Annotated in this window: 18 protein-coding genes; 11 read left to right on the forward strand and 7 right to left on the reverse strand. The window is 71.5% G+C overall.

Annotation, left to right across the window (positions count from 1 at the left end):
* Nucleotides 1–323 precede the first annotated feature (323 nt).
* The 9 genes from ETD85_RS22395 (at nt 324) to ETD85_RS22435 (ending at nt 11,769) form a co-directional block, all read left to right on the forward strand.
* On the forward strand, nt 324–1,127 hold the full coding sequence (locus ETD85_RS22395; protein WP_276617252.1) for a fumarylacetoacetate hydrolase family protein: 804 nt from the start codon (nt 324–326) through the stop codon (nt 1,125–1,127).
* On the forward strand, nt 1,124–2,512 hold the full coding sequence (locus ETD85_RS22400; RefSeq protein WP_240779303.1) for an L-fuconate dehydratase: 1,389 nt from the start codon (nt 1,124–1,126) through the stop codon (nt 2,510–2,512). Before ETD85_RS22395 ends, ETD85_RS22400 begins: the two co-directional genes overlap by 4 nt.
* A complete protein-coding gene (locus ETD85_RS22405; protein ID WP_240779304.1) occupies nt 2,509–3,243 on the forward strand; it encodes an SDR family NAD(P)-dependent oxidoreductase in 735 nt (244 codons plus the stop codon). Before ETD85_RS22400 ends, ETD85_RS22405 begins: the two co-directional genes overlap by 4 nt.
* A gap of 112 nt (nt 3,244–3,355) precedes the next feature.
* The gene (locus ETD85_RS22410) at nt 3,356–4,378 is read left to right on the forward strand and encodes a sugar ABC transporter substrate-binding protein (protein WP_138691723.1); all 1,023 of its coding nucleotides are present in this window, start codon (nt 3,356–3,358) and stop codon (nt 4,376–4,378) included.
* Nucleotides 4,378–5,859 (forward strand): sugar ABC transporter ATP-binding protein, encoded by a 1,482-nt coding sequence (locus ETD85_RS22415; RefSeq protein ID WP_138691724.1) that lies wholly within the window; start codon nt 4,378–4,380, stop codon nt 5,857–5,859. The genes ETD85_RS22410 and ETD85_RS22415 overlap by 1 nt, the downstream gene beginning before the upstream one ends.
* The gene (locus ETD85_RS22420; protein ID WP_240779305.1) at nt 5,856–6,845 is read left to right on the forward strand and encodes an ABC transporter permease; all 990 of its coding nucleotides are present in this window, start codon (nt 5,856–5,858) and stop codon (nt 6,843–6,845) included. The genes ETD85_RS22415 and ETD85_RS22420 overlap by 4 nt, the downstream gene beginning before the upstream one ends.
* A complete protein-coding gene (locus ETD85_RS22425; protein ID WP_138691725.1) occupies nt 6,845–7,786 on the forward strand; it encodes an aldo/keto reductase in 942 nt (313 codons plus the stop codon). The genes ETD85_RS22420 and ETD85_RS22425 overlap by 1 nt, the downstream gene beginning before the upstream one ends.
* 31 nt (nt 7,787–7,817) lie before the next feature.
* On the forward strand, nt 7,818–8,207 hold the full coding sequence (locus ETD85_RS22430; protein ID WP_138691726.1) for a DUF6234 family protein: 390 nt from the start codon (nt 7,818–7,820) through the stop codon (nt 8,205–8,207).
* 94 nt (nt 8,208–8,301) lie between these two features.
* Nucleotides 8,302–11,769: a WD40 repeat domain-containing serine/threonine protein kinase gene (locus tag ETD85_RS22435; RefSeq protein ID WP_240779307.1), complete on the forward strand. Its 3,468-nt coding sequence runs from the start codon at nt 8,302–8,304 to the stop codon at nt 11,767–11,769.
* 12 nt (nt 11,770–11,781) lie between these two features.
* Here the strand turns inward: ETD85_RS22435 and ETD85_RS22440 are convergent, their stop codons facing one another.
* Nucleotides 11,782–12,729 (reverse strand): DNA polymerase ligase N-terminal domain-containing protein, encoded by a 948-nt coding sequence (locus tag ETD85_RS22440; protein WP_138691728.1) that lies wholly within the window; start codon nt 12,727–12,729, stop codon nt 11,782–11,784.
* 25 nt (nt 12,730–12,754) lie between these two features.
* A complete protein-coding gene (locus ETD85_RS22445) occupies nt 12,755–13,615 on the reverse strand; it encodes a helix-turn-helix transcriptional regulator (protein ID WP_138691729.1) in 861 nt (286 codons plus the stop codon).
* A 101-nt stretch (nt 13,616–13,716) separates the two neighbouring features.
* On the opposite strand from ETD85_RS22445, the gene ETD85_RS22450 reads away from it, so the two are divergent.
* On the forward strand, nt 13,717–14,451 hold the full coding sequence (locus tag ETD85_RS22450) for an SDR family oxidoreductase (protein WP_138691730.1): 735 nt from the start codon (nt 13,717–13,719) through the stop codon (nt 14,449–14,451).
* Nucleotides 14,452–14,457: 6 nt separating this feature from the next.
* Here the strand turns inward: ETD85_RS22450 and ETD85_RS22455 are convergent, their stop codons facing one another.
* From ETD85_RS22455 to ETD85_RS22470, 4 genes are all read right to left on the reverse strand, one after another.
* Nucleotides 14,458–15,138: a FadR/GntR family transcriptional regulator gene (locus tag ETD85_RS22455; protein ID WP_138691731.1), complete on the reverse strand. Its 681-nt coding sequence runs from the start codon at nt 15,136–15,138 to the stop codon at nt 14,458–14,460.
* A gap of 25 nt (nt 15,139–15,163) precedes the next feature.
* A complete protein-coding gene (locus ETD85_RS22460) occupies nt 15,164–16,207 on the reverse strand; it encodes an MBL fold metallo-hydrolase (protein ID WP_138691732.1) in 1,044 nt (347 codons plus the stop codon).
* A gap of 79 nt (nt 16,208–16,286) precedes the next feature.
* Nucleotides 16,287–17,402, reverse strand: a complete 1,116-nt coding sequence (locus tag ETD85_RS22465; protein WP_138691733.1) for a steroid 3-ketoacyl-CoA thiolase — start codon at nt 17,400–17,402, stop codon at nt 16,287–16,289.
* Nucleotides 17,403–17,444: 42 nt separating this feature from the next.
* Nucleotides 17,445–18,437 (reverse strand): sigma-70 family RNA polymerase sigma factor, encoded by a 993-nt coding sequence (locus ETD85_RS22470; RefSeq protein WP_138691734.1) that lies wholly within the window; start codon nt 18,435–18,437, stop codon nt 17,445–17,447.
* A 96-nt stretch (nt 18,438–18,533) separates the two neighbouring features.
* Here ETD85_RS22470 and ETD85_RS22475 point away from each other — a divergent pair, with 96 nt between their 5' ends.
* Entirely contained in the window at nt 18,534–19,994 is a 1,461-nt protein-coding gene (locus tag ETD85_RS22475; protein WP_138691735.1) for a DHA2 family efflux MFS transporter permease subunit, read from the forward strand.
* Nucleotides 19,995–20,080: 86 nt separating this feature from the next.
* Here the strand turns inward: ETD85_RS22475 and ETD85_RS22480 are convergent, their stop codons facing one another.
* Nucleotides 20,081–20,734, reverse strand: coding sequence for a TetR family transcriptional regulator (locus tag ETD85_RS22480; protein WP_138691736.1), 654 nt, complete (start codon nt 20,732–20,734; stop codon nt 20,081–20,083).
* Nucleotides 20,735–20,752 lie beyond the last annotated feature (18 nt).

The raw sequence follows: 20,752 nt of genomic DNA on the forward strand, positions 1-20,752 counted from the left end.
GGGTGGGGCTGGTGGGGTGGTCGCTCCTCTGCGGTGAGCTGGGTTGACGGTTTACCTCCGATGTTTGGGGAGGTGAAATTTCGGGCGTGTGAACGTAGTCGTCGGATCGGTTAAATCGCTTCACAGGCAGCCATGGCCTCCTCAAGGTGAAGTCGGAATCCCGTCATGGCGTCTTTCGAGGTCACGGATCGGATGTATCCAGGCTCGCACCCTTGACATGCTCCACCTGGCCGCACCAGCATCGGGAGGAAGACATCCGATGTATAGATGAAGGATGCGGTGTGAAGCTGCTGCGAGTAGGACCTGTCGGTCAGGAGCGGCCGGTGGTGTTGGATGCCGCCGGTAACCTGCGCGACATCGGAGAGCCCGAGATCGATGGGGCTTTCCTCGCTTCCGGGGGAGTGGCGCGCGTCCGCGACGCGCTGGAGCGCGGTGATCTGCCCGTCGTCGACGGCGAAGGGCTGCGGATCGGGGCCCCGATCGCGCGTCCGGGGAAGATCGTTTGCATCGGGCTCAACTACAGCGACCACGCCGCCGAGTCCGGTGCGGACGTGCCGGCCGAGCCGGTCGTGTTCATGAAGGCCGCCAACACCATGGTCGGTCCGTACGACGAGGTGCTCGTCCCGAAGGGCAGCGTGAAGACCGACTGGGAGGTGGAGCTGGCCATCGTCATCGGTCAGGAGGCTCGCTACCTGGCCGGCCGGGAGGAGGCGCTGGCGGTGATCGCCGGATACGCGATCTCCAATGACGTCTCCGAGCGGGAGTTCCAGCTCGAACGCGGCGGGCAGTGGGACAAGGGCAAGTCCTGCGAGACGTTCAATCCGCTCGGCCCCTGGCTGGTGACGGCGGACGAGGTGGGCGACCCGCAGAGCCTGCCGCTGCGCCTCTGGGTGAACGGCGAGCTGCGCCAGGACGGCGATACCAAGAACATGATCTTCGACGTGGCCGAGATCGTGCGGTATCTGAGCCAGTTCATGGTGCTGGAGCCCGGTGACGTGATCAACACTGGTACGCCCGCAGGGGTCGCCATGGGCATGCCCGGGCAGCCGTACCTGCGTGGGGGAGACGTGGTGGAGCTGGAGATCGAGGGGCTGGGCCGGCAGCGCCAGACGGTGGGGCAGGCATGACGGCAGTCCCAGATGGTCAGGCGGGGACAGCGGCCGTCCCAGACTCCGAGGCGGCCGTGACGGCGGTCTCGGACGGTGGGGCGGGTGTGCCGGCGGCGCTGACGTACCGGATCGTGGGGTTGGAGACGCATGACGTGCGGTTCCCGACCTCGCGGGAGCTCGACGGCTCCGATGCGATGAATCCCGATCCCGACTACTCCGCCGCCTACGTCGTGCTCAGGACGGACGACGGGTTCGAGGGGCACGGGTTCGCGTTCACGATCGGGCGTGGCAACGACATCCAGACCACGGCCATCAGCGCGCTGGAGCCGTACGTGCTCGGCAAGGACGTCGAGGACCTCGGCGCCCTGTACAAGGACATGGTCAACGACTCGCAGCTGCGGTGGCTGGGGCCGGAGAAGGGCGTCATGCACATGGCGATCTCCGCCGTGGTCAACGCCCTGTGGGACCTCAAGGCCAAGCGGGCGGGCAAGCCGTTGTGGCGGTTGCTGTCCGAGATGTCCCCCGAGGAGATCGTCGGCCTCATCGACTTCCGCTACCTCAGCGACGCGCTGACGCCGGAGCAGGCTCTTCAGATCCTGAAGAACGCCGAGCAAGGGAAGGAGGAGCGGATCGAGCGGCTGATCGAGAGCGGCTACCCCGCCTACACCACCTCCCCGGGATGGCTCGGCTACGACGACGAGAAGCTGCGGCGGCTCTGCAAGGAGGCGCTCGACCAGGGGTTCGGCCAGATCAAGCTCAAGGTCGGCGCCGACCTGGAGGACGACAGGCGCCGCTTCAGGGTGGCCCGCGAGGTGTGCGGGCCCGACTACCCGATCGCGATCGACGCCAACCAGCGCTGGGACGTCGGCTCGGCCATCGAGTGGATCAACGCGCTGCGCGAGTTCAGGCCGCACTGGGTGGAGGAGCCGACCAGCCCCGACGACGTGCTCGGCCACGCCGCCATCGCCAGGGGCATCGACCCCGTCCCGGTGGCCACCGGTGAGCACGTACAGAACCGCATCGTGTTCAAGCAGCTCCTGCAGGCCGAGGCGATCTCCTACCTGCAGATCGACTCGGCTCGCGTCGGCGGGGTCAACGAGAACCTCGCGATCTTGCTGCTCGCGGCCAAGTTCGGCGTCCCGGTGTGCCCCCACGCGGGTGGCGTCGGGCTGTGCGAGCTGGTGCAGCACCTGTCGATGTTCGATTACGTGGCGGTCACGGGCTCCATGGAGAACCGCGTGATCGAGTACGTCGACCACCTCCACGAGCACTTCGTGGACCCGGTCGTCATCACGAACGGCCGCTACGCCGCCCCGTCCGCGCCGGGCTTCAGCGCGGAGATGCATGCAGAGTCGATCGCCGCCCATACGTTCCCCGGCGGCGAGGTCTGGAGGGACGCGTGAGCCTCAAAGCGATCGTGACCGGAGGCGGGGCCGGCATCGGCCTGGCCACGGCCACCCTGCTCGCCGAACGCGGCATGAAGGTCGCCTGTCTCGACCTCAACCCGCCCGGCGAGCCGTTCATCGGGATCAAGGCGGACGTCACCGACGACGCCGGCGTGCGCGCGGCGGTCGCCGAGGCCGCCGAACGCCTGGGCGGCATCGACGTGCTCGTCAACAACGCCGGCATCGGAGCACAGGGCACCATCGAGGACAACCCGGACAGCGAGTGGCACAAGGTGTTCGACGTCAACGTGCTCGGCATGGTCCGGGTCGCGCGGGCTGCGCTGCCGTACCTCAGGAGGTCCGAGCACGCCTCGATCGTCAACACCTGCTCGATCGCGGCCACCGCCGGGCTGCCGCAGCGGGCGCTCTACAGCGCGACCAAGGGCGCGGTGCTGTCGCTGACGCTCGCCATGGCCGCGGACCACATTCGCGAGGGGATCCGGGTCAACTGCGTCAACCCGGGCACCGCCGACACCCCGTGGGTCGGCCGGCTGCTCGACTCGGCCCCGGACCCCGAGGCGGAGCGAGCGGCGCTCAACGCCAGGCAGCCGATGGGCCGCCTGGTCAGCGCGGAGGAGGTCGCCGCGGCGATCGCCTATCTCGCCGGCCCCGAGGCCGGCGCGACCACCGGGACCGCGCTCGCGGTCGACGGCGGTATGCAGGGGCTTCGGCTCCGCCCATCCAACTAAGGCCCATCCAACTAAGGCCCGTACGAGGGCACCCCGCACGGACAACGGACCGTACGAAGGCACCAAGCACTGACCAAGGCCTGCACGAAGGCACTAAGGAAGGTACCCCCCAATGAAGCTCGGACCGGCGGTCGCGGTCGCGGCCCTGTTGGCGGTCGTGACCGCGTGTGGCTCAGGCACCACGGCGGAAGGAGGAGGCGGCGGCGGGAAGGTCGGCATCGACCATCCCCGCGCCGACTCCGACTTCTGGAACTCCTACATCAAGTACGTTCCGCAGATGGCCGGCGAGCTCAAGGTGGACCTCATGCCCGCCACGAACTCGCAGAACGACGTGGCCAAGCTGGTCAACAACGTGCAGGCGCTGATCGGCCAGGGCGCCAAGGTGATCGTCATGGCCCCGCAGGACACCGGCGCCGTCGCCAACACCCTGCAGCAGCTCGAGAACAAGAAGATCCCCGTCGTGACCGTCGACACCCGCCCCGACAAGGGCAAGGTCTACATGGTCGTACGCGCCGACAACCGGGCGTACGGGACCAAGGCCTGCGAGTTCCTCGGCGAGAAGCTCGGCGGCAAGGGCAAGGTCGTCCAGCTCCAGGGCGCGCTCAGCTCGATCAACGGCCGCGACCGGTCCGAGGCGTTCTCGGAGTGCATGAAGACGAAGTTCCCCGGGATCACCGTGTTCAGCGAGCCGACGGAGTGGGAGGGCAGCAAGGCCGCGTCCATGCTGCAGACCCGCCTGGAGCAGAACCCGGACATCAAGGGGATCTACATGCACGCGGGCGGCGTCCACCTGGCGCCGACGCTGCAGGTGCTCAAGCAGAAGGGCCTGCTCGTCCCGCCCACCGACGCCAAGCACGTCTTCGTGATCTCCAACGACGGGATCCCGCAGGAGTTCGAGGCGATCCGCAAGGGCGACATCGACGCCACGGTGTCCCAGCCGGCCGACCTCTATGCCAAGTACGCGCTCTTCTACGCCAAGGCGGCGGCGGACGGCAAGACGTTCAAGCCGGGGCCGACGGACCACGACAGCACGATCATCCAGCTCCCCAACGGCCTGGAGGACCAGCTCCCCGCGCCGCTGGTGACGAAGGACAATGTGGACGACAAGAGCCTCTGGGGTAACCAGGTCAAGTGATGAAAAATCACGTTGAAGCCCGAAATGTCGTAAAGCGCTTCGGCCCGACCACCGCCCTCAACGGCGCGAAGATCGAGATCGTCGAGGGCGAGACCCACGCGCTCGTCGGCAGGAACGGTGCCGGGAAGTCCACCCTGGTGTCGATCCTCACCGGGCTCCAGCGGCCCGACGAGGGCGAGGTGCTGTTCTCGGGAGAGGCGGCGCCCGCCCTCGCCGACCGCGACGCCTGGCGGCAGCGCGTCGCCTGCGTCTACCAGAAGTCCACGATCATCCCGGCGCTGACGGTCGCGGAGAACCTCTTCCTCAACCGCCAGTCCGCCGCGGGCAGCATGATCAACTGGCGCGGGCTGCGGGCCAGGGCACGCGAGCTGCTGAACACGTACGAGGTGGACGTCGACGCGCAGGCCCTCGCCGGGGATCTGAGCGTCGAGCAGCGCCAGCTCGTGGAGATCGCCCGCGCGCTGTCCTTCGGGGCCAGGTTCATCATCCTCGACGAGCCCACCGCCAGGCTCGACGGGCCGGCCATCGAGCGGCTGTTCGCCCGCATGCGCTCGCTGCGCGAGCAGGGCGTCACCATGATGTACATCTCCCACCACCTCGACGAGGTCTACGAGATCTGCCAGAGCGTGACGGTCTTCCGTGACGCCCGGCACATCGTCACGCGGCCGGTCGCCGACCTCCCGCACGACGAGCTGGTCGCCGCCATGACGGGAGAGGCCACCGAGGCGTACGAGTTCCGCGCCCGCACGCCCGCCGAGACGGTGGTGCTGACCGGCGAGGGCCTCTCGCTGAGCGGCCGGTACCACGACGTGGACCTCTCGGTGCGCTCCGGCGAGGTCGTCGGCCTGGCCGGATCCGCGAGCAGCGGCAAGGTCGGCCTGGCCGAGACCCTGGTCGGGCTGCGCAGGGCCGACTCGGGCACGGTCACGGTCAACGGCACCCGCGTACGCCCCGGCGACGTGCCCTCGGCCATGAAGGCGGGCCTCGGGTTCGTGCCCGAAGACCGCCACCACGAGGGGTTCGCGCCGCTGCTGTCCGTGGGGGAGAACTCCACGTTCCCCATCGCTCGCAAGCTGGGCCGGTACGGGGTGGTGTCGCCGGTCAGGCGGCGCGCCAAGGCCGTACAGATGATCAAAGATCTGGACATCAAGACGGAAGGACCTGATCAGCCCGTCGGCGACCTGTCCGGGGGGAACGCGCAGAAGGTGGTCTTCGCGCGGGCGCTCGTGGACGACCCGACGGTGCTGGTGGTGATCAACCCGACCGCAGGCGTCGACGTCAAGGCCAAGCAGGCCCTGCTCGGCGCCGTCGAGGACGCGGTCGAGCGGGGAGCGGGGGCCGTGGTGGTCTCCGACGAGCTGGACGATCTGCGCATCTGCGACAGGGTGCTGGTGATGTTCCACGGCAGGGTCGTGAAGGACGTGCCGCGTGGGTGGACCGACCACGAGCTCGTGGCCGTGATGGAAGGCATAGAAGATTGACCACTTTGACTGCGCCGGCCCCCCGGGTGCGGCTGGCCAGGTTCCGTGACCTGACGCTGGTGCCGGTGATCCTGCTCCTGCTCGTCGTGGGCGCGTTCCTGGATCCGACCTTCCTGACGGCCGGCAACCTGACGAACGTGCTCCAGCAGCAGGCGGCGATCTCGCTCCTCGTGCTGGCGGAGGCGATGATCCTGATCGCCGGCAAGTTCGACCTCTCGCTGGAGTCGACCGTGGGCACGGCCCCGGCCATCGCGGTGATGCTGGTCATCCCGGTCTCGGCGGGCGGGTTCGGGATCGAGCTGCCGGGCCTGCTGGTGATCCCGTTCGCGCTGCTGATCGGCGCGGCCATCGGGGCGTTCAACGGCTTCCTGATCATCCGGTTCCAGCTGTCGGCGTTCATCGTCACGCTGGCCATGCTGATCATCGTGCACGGCTTCCTGCAAGGCCCGACCGAGGGCAAGACGCTGTTCCAGCTCCCCGACTCGATCCTCTACCTGGGCAGCGCCATGTGGCTCGGCCTGCCCGCGGCCATCTGGATCGCCGGCGTGCTGTTCGCCGCGGGCATCTTCGGGCTCGGCTATCTCCGGCTCGGCCGCTCGCTCTACGCGATCGGCGGCAACACCGACGCCGCCCGCGCCGCGGGCATCCGGGTGGATCGGGTCCTGTACGGCGTGTTCATCCTCGGCGGAACGCTGGCCGCGCTGGCCGGCATCCTGGAGACCGGCCGCCTCGGCGCGATCGGCAACAACCAGGGCGTCGGGTGGATCTTCATGGTGTTCGCCGCGGCCGTCATCGGCGGCGTGAGCATGGACGGCGGCAAGGGCACGATCCTCGGCGCGCTGACCGGCGTGCTGGTGATCGGCCTGGTCCAGAACATCCTGACGCTCATCGGCGTCTCCGGCTTCTGGCAGCCGGTGATCTACGGGGCCATCATCCTGATCGCGCTGATGATCAGCCGGATCGCGGGCGGAAAGGCACAAGATTGATGGAAGGCGATGGGGCGCTGCCGCGCCACGGCTTCGGCGGCGCGCCGCTCGGGAACCTCTTCGAGCCGGTCTCGGACGAACAGGCCCTGGCCACGGTGGAGGCCGCGTGGCAGAGCGGGGTGCGCCTGTACGACACCGCACCCCACTACGGGCTCGGCCTCTCGGAGCGGCGGCTCGGCGCGGCGCTGGCCGGCCGCTCGGGTTACATCCTGTCCACGAAGGTCGGCCGCCTGCTGGTGCCCGCGCCGTCCCAGGGCCGGCGCGACGACCAGGGCTTCGACGTGTCCGCCGACCTCGTCCGAAAGTGGGACTTCACCGGTGACGGCGTGCGCAGGTCGCTGGAGGAGTCCCTGGCCAGGCTCGCGCTGCCCGCCATCGACATCGCCCTCATCCACGACCCCGACGACCACGTGGACCAGGCCATCGCCCAGGCGTATCCGGCGCTGGCCGAGCTGCGGGCCGAGGGCGTGGTCAAGGCGATCGGCGTGGGGATGAACCAGTGGCAGGCGCCGCTGCGTTTCGTCCAGGAGACCGGCATCGACGTCGTCATGCTCGCGGGCCGCTACACCCTGCTCGACCAGTCGGGACTGCCCCTGCTGGAGGCGTGCGCGGAGCGCGGGGTCAGGGTGCTGGCGGCGGGCGTCTTCAACAGCGGCCTCCTCGCCACCCACGAGCCCTCGGGCACGTACGACTACCAGCCGGCCCCTACCCCGCTGGTGGAGAAGGCCAGGAGGATCGCCAGGACGTGCGAGCGCCACGGCGTCACGCTGCCCCAGGCGGCCATGGCCTTCCCCCTGCGCCACCCGGCGGTCGCCACGATCGTCCTGGGCGCCCGCGCGCCGCAGGAGGTCACCGCGAACGCCGCCCTCTGGTCGTCCCCGGTCCCGGACGCGCTGTGGGCGGAGCTGGCGGAGGAGGGGCTGCTGCCGGAGACGAGGTAGCGGGTGTGCTTGGGTGGCCATCGTGAGGACGATGGACACGAAGCCAGGTGGCGCGAGCGGGATGACCCTGGGCATCCTGGCGATCATCTGGTTCTTCGGGGTTCCGCTGTGCCTCTGGCAGTCGCTGGTCGCCGGTCTCGGGTCTCCTGCGGGCAACCGTGCGGAGATGGACGCCTGGGTGACCGCGGCCGCGGTGATCTTCACGGTCGTGCCGATCCTCGCTGCCGGCATCTGCGCCTTCACCGGCAGGGTCGTACGCGCCTGGATCTTCGGCCTGGTCGCGACGGTGTGCGTCGGCCTCGTCCTGGCCGGCCTGTACCGGGCTGAGCGCCAGGCCGAGTCGCGCCGTCCGCCGCCGCCGCTGCCCTCGGGCTACTGCGCCGAGTTCAGCGGGGGAGACAGCGACTGCCCCGGCGGGTGACGGCCCCGCCCGCAGCGCCTGGCCGCTTTGAGCGTGCGAAACGCCACTCGGGTGCTTCCTCTGGCCGGAGATGTCGATCAGAATGGCACATTTGATGGCCCCTCTCACTCCTGCGGACCCGCGGCGTTTAGGTCGTTACTGGCTGGCCGGTCGGCTGGGCGCGGGTGGCCAGGGGGTCGTCTACGACGCCTACGGCGAGGCGGGCGAGCGGGTCGCGGTCAAGGTGCCCAGGTTCGACGGCGCCGAGTCGCGGGCCCGGCTGGCCAAGGAGGTGGCGGCGGCCCGGCGGGTGGCCTCGTTCTGCACCGCCAGGGTGATCGAGGCGCAGGTCGAGACGGCGCCGCAGTACATCGTCAGCGAGTTCGTGCCGGGGCCGAGCCTGCGGCAGGTGGTGGCGGAGTCGGGGCCGTACGAGCAGGACGCGCTGCGCCGGCTGGCGATCGGGGTGGCGACCGCGCTGACGGCCATCCACCAGGCCGGAATCGTGCATCGCGATCTGAAGCCGGACAACATCATCATGGGGCCGGACGGGCCGCGGGTGATCGATTTCGGGGTGGCCCGTGAGGTGGGGCCGACGACGAGCGGGCCGCTGGTGGGCACGCCCGGGTACATGCCGCCCGAGGTGTTCGAGGGACGGGGCGCCGGCGCGGCGGCCGATCTGTGGGCGTGGGCGATGGTGGTGCTGTTCGCGGCCCGGGGCGCCGACGTGATCGAGGCGGGCGAGCCGGCCGCGGTGATAGCGCGGGTGCTGGACTTCACGCCGCAGGTGGGCGGGCTGGCTGAGCCGCTGGCGGGGCTGGTGGCCGCGGCGCTGGCCCGTGACCCGGCGAACCGGCCGTCCGCCGCCGAGGTGCTGTGGCGGCTGCTCGGCGGCGAGGGCGCGGCGCCGCCCGGCGGCGAGCGCGCGGATCTGCTGGTACGCGGCGGCACGCAGGCGGGCGCGCTGGCGGGCCGCCCCCAGCCTGACCTGGGGACGGTGGCCGAGGAGCTGTACGGGGAGCTGAGCGAGGCCGAGCGGGCGAGCGTGCCCGAGGTGTTCCTGCGGATGATCGACGGCGAGGACCTGCGGCCGGTGGGCCTGGAGGAGCTGCCGGACACCCCGGCGGCGGACGCGATGCTCACCGTGTTCGGCGGCGCGGGCCTGATCACCCGGACCGATGCCGGCTACGAGCTGGCCGCCCCGGGCCTGCTGCACGCCTGGCCCCGGTTGCGGGAGTGGGTGGCGAGCAACCGGGACGGGCTGCCCGTCCACCGGCGGCTGGCCGACGCGGCCGTGCTGTGGGAGGAGCACGGGAGGAAGCCGGCCGACCTGATGCACGGCTCGGCGCTGGACCGGACCCTGCAGTGGGCGGCCACCGCCCGGAAGGACCTCACGCTGGGGCGGCGCGAACGCGCGTTCCTCGACGCGGCGGCCGGCCAGTCCCGTACCAGGGCGCGGAGACGCCGCCTGGTCGCGGCGGCTCTCGCCGTGCTGCTCGTGGCCGCGCTCGGCGGGCTCGGCACCGCGGAGTACCTGCGCAGGGAGTCGAACCGGCAGCGCGACGACGCGCTGGCGCGCTCGCTCGCGCTGCGCGCCGCGGACCTGCGGCAGAGCGATCCCCAGGTCGCGAAGCTGCTGAGCGTGGCCGGCTGGCGGCTGAGCCCGGGGCTGCCCGAGACAAGGGGCGCGCTCTACGACTCGCTCTCGCAGGCCACGACCTCCGTCTTCAGCGACCCCGGCTACACGGCCGACACCGTGCAGACGCTCAGCGGGGACGGGCGCATCCTGGTGTCCGTGGGCGGCGGGACGGCGAGGATCTGGGACGTTCCCGGCCGCCGGCGGATCGGCACGGTGTCCGGGGTGGGCGAGGACGTCCACGACGTCGCGCTCGCCCCCGACGGGCACACCCTGGCCCTCCTGGACGTGGAAGGGGTACGGCTGTGGGACACGCGCACCGGCCGGCCGCTCGGCGAGCGCATCCCGCGCCCGACCGAGGAGCGGACCGACCGCGGCGTGCTGAGCTTCGACAGCTCCGGGCACTACCTGGCCATCCCCGACGCGAAGACCGTCCTGCCCGGCTGGTGGGACGTCGCCACGCGCAAGCAGCTCACCGCGCCCTCGGGCGCCGCAGTCAACGCGATCAGCCGGGACGGCCGCTACGGCTTCGTCGTGAAGGGGGCGGGCGCGGAGCTGTGGGATCTGCGCAGCGGCAGGAAGACCCCCCTCCCGCCGATCGAGCAGGACAAGGGCGCCGTCAGCGCGGCCGCTTTCAGCGACGACGGCAGGATGCTGGTGACCACCGAGATCCTGACCTCGGCCGCGCAGAGCAGGCTGCGGGTGTTCGAGCTGCCGGCCGGCGACGAGGTGATGGGCCAGGACGGCGACGTGGGCACGGAGGCGGGCTTCGCCTTCGGCGACCGGTTCATCGCGGACTGGGGCGGGCAGGACGCGCTGAGGTTACGGCTGCGCTCCGGCTTCGAGGCGGTGTACGAGCGGGCTCTGCCCGCCTCCGTCGAGCGGCTTCGCTTCGACCTCGACGGCCGGGCCGTCCGCTACCTCACCGAGCACGGCGCGGTCCTCACCGAGGACGTCTCGACGGTGTTCGACCCGTCGATGAACGGCGCGCAGATCGGGGACGTCTGGCTGGACCCTTCCGCGCGGGTGCTGGCCGCGATCTGGGACTACCGGATACACGTCAGGGACGCGGTGACGGGCCGCCCGCTGATGGCACCGATCGAGAGACCGGACGGCATGGCGACGGCAGCCTTCAGCGCCGACGGCCGGCGGCTGGCCCTGGCCGCGGGCAGCACGGTCCGCATCGTGGACGTGGCCGGACGCCGGGTGTCGGCCCGGCTCGAGCTGACCGGCGAGCCCGGGCAGAGCCCGCAGGCGGTGGCGTTCAGCCCCGACGGGCGCACGCTGGCCGTCTCGCGTGAAGGACGGCCCGGCCACGTCGAGCTGTGGGACCTGGCGAGCGGCTCCCGGCGGGCCGTGACCGGGGCCGGCGCGACCGACCTGGCCTTCCGTGCCGATGGACGGCTGCTGGCGGCCGGGGGCCCGCTCCAGCTCATCGATCCGGCGAAGGGCGCAGTCCGCCCTCTCGCGCCGGGGGCCGGGCAGCTCGACGGTGCTTTCGCCTTCAGCCCGGACGGCCGCCGGGTGGCCTTCGCCGGGCCTGACCGGCTCACCTTGTGGGACGGTGACGTCAGGACCCGGATCGCCGAGTTCTCCCTGTCGGCGGGCAGCGAGGTCACCATGCTGGCCTGGTCGCCTGACGGGCGCACGATCGCGACGTACGAGCAGGGCGCGCGCGTGCGGCTCTGGGACGTGCGGAGCCGGCAACCGCTGGGCGTCGTCTTCGACGGCAAGCAGGCGCTGGACGGCGGCGGCAACGGGTGGGTGGCGTTCTCGGCGGACGGCACCGAGCTCCACACCGTCACCCCCGACGGCACGGTGCGCGTGCACGACGTGGCCGAGCCGGCCGTGGCCGCGGCGTTGTGCGCACGCGCCGGCCGTGCGCTCACCGCCGGCGAATGGGCCCGCCACCTGCCCGGCGTGCAGCCGTTCGCGGTCTGCCCCTAGGTTCGCGGCGGCTCAGGACGGGATGAACAGCCACGACTTCGACCGCCCGCCCTCGTAGACCGAGTCCAGCCGCTTGGCGACCACTCCGGGCAGCCCCTGATCGCGCGCCGCGCGCCGCACCGCGTCCGCCTCCCCTGGCCACGAGGGCGCGGTCTGCCAGTGGCCGCCGTCCAGACCGAGCGCCTCCAGCGCGGCCCTCCGGACGCTGTAGGGCTCGCCGGTCAGCGCATGGCCGTCGTCGTACAGCAGGTCGTAGAAGACGAGGATCTCCGCGCCGCCGAGCGTGACCAGCTCCCCGTCCAGCATCGCCGTGCGGCTGCCGAAGGACTCCGCCAGCTCCCGCAGCCACGGGTGCTCGCGGGCGGCGCTCGTGCGGCCCCCCTCGACGGGCACCAGGAGGCGCCGCCCGCCCCACGCGAACTCGAAGGCGTAGGCCGAGGCGTCGCGCGGCGGCTTCGCGCGTTCCGCCGGGAGCATGGGGTCGAGCGGCGGGAACGGGTCGCGGGCCGGGGCGTCCATGCGGTGGATCATCCAGTTCTTGCCCCGGGTCTGGAACAGCACGAACCGGCCGGAGGCCCGCCTGCCGCGCAGGACGAACTTGACCTCGCGATCGGACCATTTCTCCGTCTCGTACGTGCCGGTGTCCCAGACGGTCATGCTGCCTCCGCCGTACTCGCCCTGGGGGATCTCGCCGTGGAAGGTGAGGTACTCCATCGGATGGTCCTCGGTGTGCACGGCGAGGTGGTTGGTGCCGGGGTCGGCGGGCAGGCCCTTGGGGACGGCCCAGGACACCAGGACGCCGTCGCGCTCCAGCCGCAGGTCCCAGTGCAGCGACCGCGCGTGGTGCTCCTGGATGACGAACGCGTTGCCGTCGGAGGAAGGGGGAGGGGAGCCGGGGACGGGCTCAGGGGTACGTTGTGCGTCGCGCTTGCTCCGGTATCGCGCCAGTTTGTCGGACACGACATCGGTTCTACCCAGCGTTCGGTCAAGACTGCGGCGAGTGGCGGAGGTCCTGGGTCCCGATGACCTTCAGCAGCCGCAGCGCCTCGTACGACGGGGAGCCGGGCGCGGCGGTGTAGAGCACCACGGTCTGGTCGCCCTCGGGCACGTGCAGCGTCTCGCAGTCGAGCTCCAGCCATCCCACGGACGGGTGCTTGAGCCGCTTGCGCGCCGACCTCCGCACGGTCACGTCGTGCCCGGCCCACAGCTCGGCGAACTCCGCGCTGGCGGCCAGCAGCCGCTCGACCAGCCGGCGGATGCCCGGGTCGTCCGGGTAGCGGGCCGAGGCGGCCCGCAGGTCGGCCACCGACTCCCTGGCGAAGCTCCACGAGCCCTCGGGGTCGTGGCGGTCCTTGGCCGCCGGGTCGGTGAAGAAGCGCCAGATGAAGTTGCGCTCGTCCGGCGGCAGCGCGGAGAAGTCCGTGAGCAGCGCCGCCGCCAGCGGGTTCCAGGCCAGGACGTCGTACTTGGCGTCCACCACGAAGGCGGGCGTGTCGTCGAGCCGGTCGAGCAGGTGCAGCACCCCGGCGCGCACGTCCTGCGGCGGGCCGGGCGGTGGGCCGGGCGGCTCGCCGGTCAGGTAGTGCAGGTGGGACCGCTCGTCGTCCGACAGCTGCAGCGCCCTGGCGATCGCGCTTAGCACCTGCCGCGACGGCCGCGGCCCCCTGGCCTGCTCCAGGCGGGCGTAGTAGTCGACGGACATGCCGGCCAGCCGGGCGACCTCCTCGCGCCGCAGCCCGGGGGTGCGGCGGCGCTTGCCGCTCTCCAGGCCCACGTCGGCGGGCCGGACCAGCTCGCGGCGGCTGCGCAGGAACCCCGCGAGCTCCACCCTGTTGACCCTGTCCATCTCTCCAGCATGCCTGGCCCCACGCGGCGTAACCAGGGACTGCCGGTCCGAGGCTCGGCGGGTCTCTCCCGCCGCCGGCCGGCCCGGCGGAGGCTGAGGGCATGACAGAACAGCAGATCGTGCTCGTCACCGGTGCCAACAAGGGCATCGGGTACGCCACCGCCCGCGTGCTCGGCCAGGCGGGAAATGTCGTCTTCATCGGGGCCCGCGACGCCGAACGCGGCGCGAAGGCCGCCGCGGCGCTGGCGGCGGAGGGGCTGGACGCCCGCTTCGTCCACCTGGACGTCACCGACCTCGCCACCGTACGGGCCGCCGCCGCCCGCATCGACCAGGAGTGCGGCCGGTTGGACGTCCTCGTCAACAACGCCGCGATCACCCGCGACTGGCAGCGCAAGCCGAGCGAGCTGCCCGTCGAGGACCTGCGCGCGGTCTACGAGACGAACGTGCTCGGCGTCGTCGCCGTGACCAACGCCATGCTGCCGCTGCTGCGCAGATCCGCCGCGGGCCGCATCGCGAACGTGTCGAGCGGCCTGGGCACGGTCGGCTTCCTCACGGAACCGGACCCCGACCTGCTCCCCTACGTGACGCTGCTCGGCTACAACTCCTCCAAGGCCGCGCTGAACGCCGTGACCCTCATGTACGCGACCGAGCTGCGCGACACCTCGATCAAGGTGAACGCGGTGTCACCCGGATTCTGCGCCACCGACCTCAACGGCCACCGCGGGGTGCTGAGCGCCGACGAGGGCGGCGCGCACGTCGCCCGCCTGGCCACCGTGCCGGACGACGGCCCGAGCGGTGTCTTCCTCAGCGAGCTGGGCGGCGTCCATCCCTGGTGAGGCCGGTCAGTCCAGCTCCAGTGCCGTGCGCAGCCACGACTCCACGCCCGCCACGTGCACGGTCGCCCAGGACCGAGCCACGTCGGCCTGGCGGGCGGCGATGGCCTCGTAGATCGCGGTGTGCTGCTCCCGCGTCTTCTCCATCGCGCCCTCCTGCGTGAGCCCCCGCCAGATCCTGGCCCGGGTGGTCGGGCCGGAGAGGCTCTCGATGAACGAGCACAGCACGCTGTTGCCCGACCCCTGCGCGATCCGCTGGTGGAACTTCAGGTCGTTGGCCACCAGCTCCTCGACCGTGGGGCGGTCGGGCAGCGACTCCAGGATCACCCGCAGCTCCTCGATGTCGGCCTCGCTCATCAGCTCGGTCGCCAGCGCGGTGGCCGCGGGCTCCAGGATGCGCCGGACCTCGAAGAACTGGATGACCGTGTCGTCGCGGTGCAGGTCGAGCACGAACGACATGGTGTCGAGCAGCAGGCGCGGCTCAAGGCTGGTGACGTACGTGCCGTCGCCCTGCCGCACGTCCAGGACGTTGATCAGGGACAGCGCGCGCACGGCTTCGCGCAGCGAATTGCGTGACAGGCCGAGCCGCTCGGCGAGGTCGGCCTCCTTCGGCAGCCGGTCTCCGGGAGCCAGCTCGCCGGAGACGATCATCTGCTTGATCTTGTCGATGGCCGCGTCGGTGACCGCCACGCTTCTCTCCCTAGACATCGGATGTCTAGGAGTCTAGGGCCTGAAAGCGAACCGGATCGACACCGGAGACGCGCCGAACCTGGCCCCGGGCCTCCAGGGCGCGCAGGTGAGCCGCGGCCTCCCCGGCGGCCATGCCTTTCAGCATGGGCGCCAGATCGTCCCATGGCCTGTTCCACGTCATCATCGCGGCGACCTCCCAGATGGTCAGCGGTTCCGGCCGCTGGGCCAGGAGTGCGCGCAGCCGGTCGAGTTTCTCCTCGTGATGGTGGCGGATCTCGGCGGCGCGTGCGGCCACATCGGGAAATATCCATTCGTGCGCCGGCAGCGCCTCGATGGCGTCGAGCTCCAGCGGCACGAGCTCGCCGACCCGGTCCAGGGACTCCATGAAGTCGCCCAGCGGGTCTATGTCGTCCCGGTCGTAGGGATAGATGCCGATGTGCGGGGTGATGTCGGGCAGGACGTGGTCGCCGGTGAACAGCCGGTCGGCGTCCTCCAGGTGCAGGCAGATGTGCCCGGGGGTGTGGCCAGGGGTGTGCACGGCCCGGAGTTTGCGCCCCTGCAGGTCCACCAGGTCGCCGTCGCGCAGCTCGCGGTCCGGTGCCGCGGGCGGCGTGGGGCGGGTGCCCATGACGTCCCGGACCTCGGAGGGGTCGGCGCCCGCCCGCCTGAGCATGTCGGACTGGAAACCGTCCTGCTCACTGGCGGCGTACTCGATCATGAGCCTGACCAGCGCCGCGTCGCTCTCGTGCATGGCGATCCAGGCGCCGGAGGCGTCCCTGACCTGGCCGGCCAGCCCGGCGTGGTCGGGGTGGAAATGGGTGACCACCACCCCGGCCACCTCGCTCACGTCGAGCCCGAGCGACGCGAGCCCGCCGCTGAGCGCCTCCCAGGCGTCCGGATGGTTCCACCCGGCGTCGACCAGCACGGGTCCCCTCGGCGACTCGACGGCGTAGACGAGCGTGTAGCCGAGCGGGTTGCCGGGAATCGGCACCGGCACGCTCCACACCCCGCCGCCGAGGTCCTGCGGACGTTGCTCCGCGTACGGCCTGCGCCTGGTCTTCTTCTTCATACGCCCCCCGATCGAGTACCTGCGGCGCGCGTCCGAGCGCCGCGTGTATGAGTGCCGTGCGTGCCCGCCGGATACGTGGTCAACCGATCCGCTCGATGATCGTCGCGGTGGCCAGCGCCCCGCCCGCGCACATCGTGATCAGCGCGGTGGCCGAGTCGGAGCGTTCGAGCTCGTGCAGCGCCGTGGTGAGCAGCCGCGCGCCGGTCGCGCCCACCGGATGCCCGAGCGCGATCGCGCCGCCGTTGACGTTGACGCGGTCGAAGTCCGGCGCGTGCACGCTCGCCCACGACAGGACGACGGACGCGAACGCCTCGTTCACCTCGAACAGGTCGAGGTCGCCGATCGTCATGCCGGCCGCCGCCAGCACCTTGGCGGTGGCGTCCACCGGCCCGTCCAGGTGGTAGTACGGCTCCGCTCCGACCAGGGCCTGCGCCAGGATCCGCGCCCTGGGCCGCAGCCCGTGCCGCCGCGCCGCCTGCTCGCTCATCACCAGCACGGCCGCGGCGCCGTCGGAGATCTGGGAGGAGGTGCCGGCCGTGTGCAGGGCGCCGTCCATCACCGGCCGGAGCCCGGCCAGCCCTTCCACGGTCGTCTCGCGTAATCCCTGGTCCTTGCGGACGTCGCCGACCGGTAGGACCTCCCGCTCGAATCGCCCGTCGGCCCACGCCTTGGCCGCCAGCCGCTGCGAGCGCGCCCCGAACCAGTCGAGCCGCTCGCGCGTCAGCCCGCGCCGCCGCGCGATCCGCTCCGCGGCGGTGAACTGGTCGGGCAGGTCGATGCTCCAGTCGTCCGGTTTGGCCGTCGCGGGCAGCACGTTGCTGCCCAGCGGCGCCCGGCTCATCACCTCGACGCCGCACCCGACGCCCACCTCGATCACGCCCGCGCTGATCATCGCCGCGGCCAGGTGCACCGCCTGCTGCGACGACCCGCACTGCGCGTCCACGGTGGTGACGCCGGTCTGGTACGGCAGCCCGGCGTACAGCCACGAGTGGCGCCCGACGTGCCCGCCCTGCTCGCCCGCCTGGGTCACGCAGCCGGCGAACACCTGCTCGACGAGCGCCGGGTCGATCCCCGACCGCTGGACGAGCCCGTTGAGCGCGCCGGCCAGAACCTGTTGCGGTTTGAGCCCGGACAGCCAGCCGGCCCGCTTGCCGATGGGGGTGCGAACGGCCTCGACGATCACAGGTGTGCCCACAGTCGCCTCCAGAATGATGCTCTGGCGTGACTGTAACGCGTTCTACTTTGGCGCGGAAGCCTCGCTCTCCAAAGTCACGGGCAGCTCGAAGGTCTCGAACAGCCGCTCCTCGAAGAACATGCCGACGTGGCTGATGCGCTCGCCGGAGAACGTCAGCACCATGATGGCGAACTGGTGGTAGACGCCGTCCTCGCGGAAATAGACCGCGAAGGCCGGCTGCCCGTTGGCCGCGATCGGGAAGAGCTTGAGGTCGCCGGCCCGCTCGGCCGGGCACTGCACCCTGGTGAGCTCCGCGATCGTCTCCGGCCCTTGGTACCAGCCCACGAACGGCGGCATCTCCCAGACCGCGTCCTTGGTGAACAGGTCGACCAGGCTGTCGACGTCATAGTTCTCGAACGCCGCGACATAGCGGTCGAGCAGGGCCCGCTGATCCTGCGTCAGCGGCTCCACCGGGTCGTCCAGGCTCGGCGCCACCTCGCCGAGCTGGGCCCGGGCCCGCTGCAGGATGCTGTTGACGGCCGCGGTGGAGGTGCCGACCGCCTCCGCCACCTCGGCGGCCTTCCACCGCAGCACGTCGCGCAGGATCAGGACCGCCCGCTGCCTGGGCGGCAGGTGCTGCAGCGCGGCGATGAGCGCGAGCCTGATGCTCTCGCGCGCGGTCACGATGGCGGCGGGGTCGCCGCCCGCGCCCGCCAGCGCGTCGGGCACCGGCTCCAGCCACGTCATCTCGGTGTCCTGCACCAGGGGCGCGCTCGCCTCGGTGCTCGGGGCGCCCAGCCCGGTCGGGAGCGGGCGCCTGGTGCGGCTGTCGAGCGCGGTCAGGCAGGCGGTGGTCGCGATGCGATAGAGCCACGTCCGCAGCGAGGAGCGCCCCTCGAAGCCGTCGTAGGCCCGCCACGCGCGCAGGTAGGTCTCCTGCACGAGGTCCTCGGCGTCGTGCACCGACCCCATCATGCGGTAGCAGTGCGCCAGCAGCTCGCGCCGCATCGGATCAGCCAGCCGGAGGAAGTCCTCGTTCGTCGGCTTGTCGGTCATACCCCCTGTATAGATGCCGCCACCGACAAACCGATGAGTTTTCCGCCCTTCGCCGGTCGATACACGTGACCGGTTACCGAACGAAGGGGACTGACGATGAGCTCCGACCGCTCCCGCTGGGTGGCGCTGGCCGTGCTGTGCACGGGAACGTTGATGATCGTCCTTGACGTCACCGTGGTGAACGTGGCGCTGCCCGCCATCCAGAACGACCTGGGCTTCACCCAGTCGGGCCTGGCCTGGGTGGTGAACGCCTACCTGATCGCGTTCGGGGGCCTGCTGCTCCTGGCGGGGCGGATGGGCGACCTCCTTTCGCGCAGAGGCGTCTTCCTGGCCGGATTAGGGGTGTTCGTGGTGGCGTCGCTGGCGTGCGGGCTCGCGGGCAGCCAGGAGGTGCTGATCGCCGCCCGGTTCGTCCAGGGGGTCGGCGGCGCGATGACCTCGGCCGTCGTGCTCGGGATGATCGTCACCATGTTCCCCGGGCCGCGCGAGCGGGCCAGGGCCATCGGCGTCTACAGCTTCGTCGCCTCGGCCGGCGGGTCCATCGGGCTGCTGGCCGGCGGCGTGCTGACCCAGGGGCTCAACTGGCACTGGATCTTCTTCATCAACCTGCCCATCGGGCTGGCCACCGTGGTCGCGGCGGTCCGGCTGCTGCCCAGGGAGCGCAGCGCCGGGATCGGCCGGGGCGTGGACGCGCTGGGGGCCGTGCTGATCACGGCCGCGCTGATGCTGGGCGTCTACACGATCGTCAAGCCCGCCGCCGAGCTGGGCTGGGGGGCCGGGCAGACGCTCGGGTTCGGCGGGGTCTCGCTGGCGCTGCTCGTGCTGTTCCTGATCCGCGAGGCCACGGCCCGCAACCCGCTCGTCCCGCTGCGGATCTTCCGCTCGTCCGATGTCTCCGGCGCGAACCTGATCCAGGCGCTGACCGTGGCCGGCATGTTCGGGATGTTCTTCCTGGGGGTGCTGTATCTCCAGCGGGTGCTCGGATATGACTCGCTCGGGACTGGGCTGGCGTTCCTGCCGGTGACGATCGTGATGGGGACGCTGTCGCTGCGTTACTCCGAGCGGCTGGTCACCCGGTTCGGCGCGCGGAGCACGCTGCTGGCCGGGCTGGTGCTGATCGGCGCCGGGCTGGCCCTGTTCGCCAGGGTGCCCGTGGACGGGACCTACCTCGTGGACGTCATGCCCGCGACGCTGCTGCTGGCGGTCGGCTCGGGCGGCTCGTTCCCGGCGCTGGCCACGCTGGCGATGTCCGGCGCGACGGCGGACGACGCCGGGCTGGCCTCCGGGCTGTTCAACACGACCGCCCAGGTGGGGGCGGCGCTGGGGCTGGCCGTCCTGGCCACGCTGTCGGCCACCAGGACCGAGCAGCTCGCGGGCGGCGGGCCGGCCGACGCGGCGGCGCTGACCGGGGGATACCGGCTCGCGTTCCTGATCGGGGCCGCTCTCGTGGCCGTGTCCTTCGCCGTCGCGCTGAGCGTGCTCAAGCGGGGGCGGACGGAGCCGGAGGAGAGCCGGGGGACGGTCCGCGACGAGCTGCCGGTCCACGCGGGCCTCTGAGCCGGCCCGCTGCCCGCCGTGCGCGGTCGTACTCGTACCGGTGACGCGGTGGAAGCGTGGATGTGGAGGAAGCGGTGGAGCGGCGGTCAGATGTCGGTGAGGAGCCGGGCGGAGGCGGTCTCGATGCGGCGCTGGATCTGGTCGTAGGTGCGGCGGCCGCGCAGCATCTCCAGCAGCTCCTGCACCCACACGCTGGCCAGCGACCCCGCCAGGTCGAGCTGCTCCTCGCTGGCCTGCTCCAGCGTCAGGCCGTCGGCCGAGACGCGCAGCAGCAGCCCCGTCATGCGGTCGCCGAACGGCGTCTGCACCTCGGCCATGATCAGCGACCGGATGAGGGCGTCGGCCAGCTCCGGCTCGCGCATCAGCCCCCGGGTCGCGCGCATCAGCACGTCCACCGCGCGGCTCGACGGCGTCGAGGCGCCGGGCGGCCGGCGCTCGATGCTGCTTTCGAGCAGGTCGATCTCCTCGCCGACCACCGCCACGACCAGGTCCATCTTGGAGGGGAAGTAGCGGTAGAGGGTGCCGAGCGCCACACCCGCGCGCTCGGCCACCGTGCGCATCTGCATGGCCTCCACGCCTCCGCGTGAGGCCAGCGCGGCGGCGGCCTGGACGATGCGCTTGCGGCGCTGGTGCTGGCTGCGCGTACGGACGCTGTGCCCGCCCGGCGGCGTGGCATGGGTCTCCATGGTCCCCTCGGTGTCGCTGGAGGGCGCGGCGAATGTCGCGTGCGAGGTACGCATAAGAACACGTTATCTGAT

It is taken from the genome of Nonomuraea zeae (assembly GCF_005889725.1).
In the GTDB taxonomy this organism is placed as follows: Bacteria; Actinomycetota; Actinomycetes; order Streptosporangiales; family Streptosporangiaceae; genus Nonomuraea; species Nonomuraea zeae.

What these genes read in the sequence shown, in the direction of transcription:
- ETD85_RS22460 (WP_138691732.1), bottom strand. Translation starts at nt 16,207, where the DNA reads ATGAAGAAGAAGACCAGGCGCAGGCCGTACGCGGAGCAACGTCCGCAG.
- ETD85_RS22445 (WP_138691729.1), bottom strand. Translation starts at nt 13,615, where the DNA reads ATGGACAGGGTCAACAGGGTGGAGCTCGCGGGGTTCCTGCGCAGCCGC.
- ETD85_RS22415 (WP_138691724.1), top strand. Translation starts at nt 4,378, where the DNA reads ATGAAAAATCACGTTGAAGCCCGAAATGTCGTAAAGCGCTTCGGCCCG.
- ETD85_RS22435 (WP_240779307.1), top strand. Translation starts at nt 8,302, where the DNA reads ATGGCCCCTCTCACTCCTGCGGACCCGCGGCGTTTAGGTCGTTACTGG.
- ETD85_RS22400 (WP_240779303.1), top strand. Translation starts at nt 1,124, where the DNA reads ATGACGGCAGTCCCAGATGGTCAGGCGGGGACAGCGGCCGTCCCAGAC.
- ETD85_RS22470 (WP_138691734.1), bottom strand. Translation starts at nt 18,437, where the DNA reads ATGACCGACAAGCCGACGAACGAGGACTTCCTCCGGCTGGCTGATCCG.
- ETD85_RS22475 (WP_138691735.1), top strand. Translation starts at nt 18,534, where the DNA reads ATGAGCTCCGACCGCTCCCGCTGGGTGGCGCTGGCCGTGCTGTGCACG.
- ETD85_RS22430 (WP_138691726.1), top strand. Translation starts at nt 7,818, where the DNA reads ATGGACACGAAGCCAGGTGGCGCGAGCGGGATGACCCTGGGCATCCTG.
- ETD85_RS22410 (WP_138691723.1), top strand. Translation starts at nt 3,356, where the DNA reads ATGAAGCTCGGACCGGCGGTCGCGGTCGCGGCCCTGTTGGCGGTCGTG.
- ETD85_RS22450 (WP_138691730.1), top strand. Translation starts at nt 13,717, where the DNA reads ATGACAGAACAGCAGATCGTGCTCGTCACCGGTGCCAACAAGGGCATC.
- ETD85_RS22480 (WP_138691736.1), bottom strand. Translation starts at nt 20,734, where the DNA reads ATGCGTACCTCGCACGCGACATTCGCCGCGCCCTCCAGCGACACCGAG.
- ETD85_RS22425 (WP_138691725.1), top strand. Translation starts at nt 6,845, where the DNA reads ATGGAAGGCGATGGGGCGCTGCCGCGCCACGGCTTCGGCGGCGCGCCG.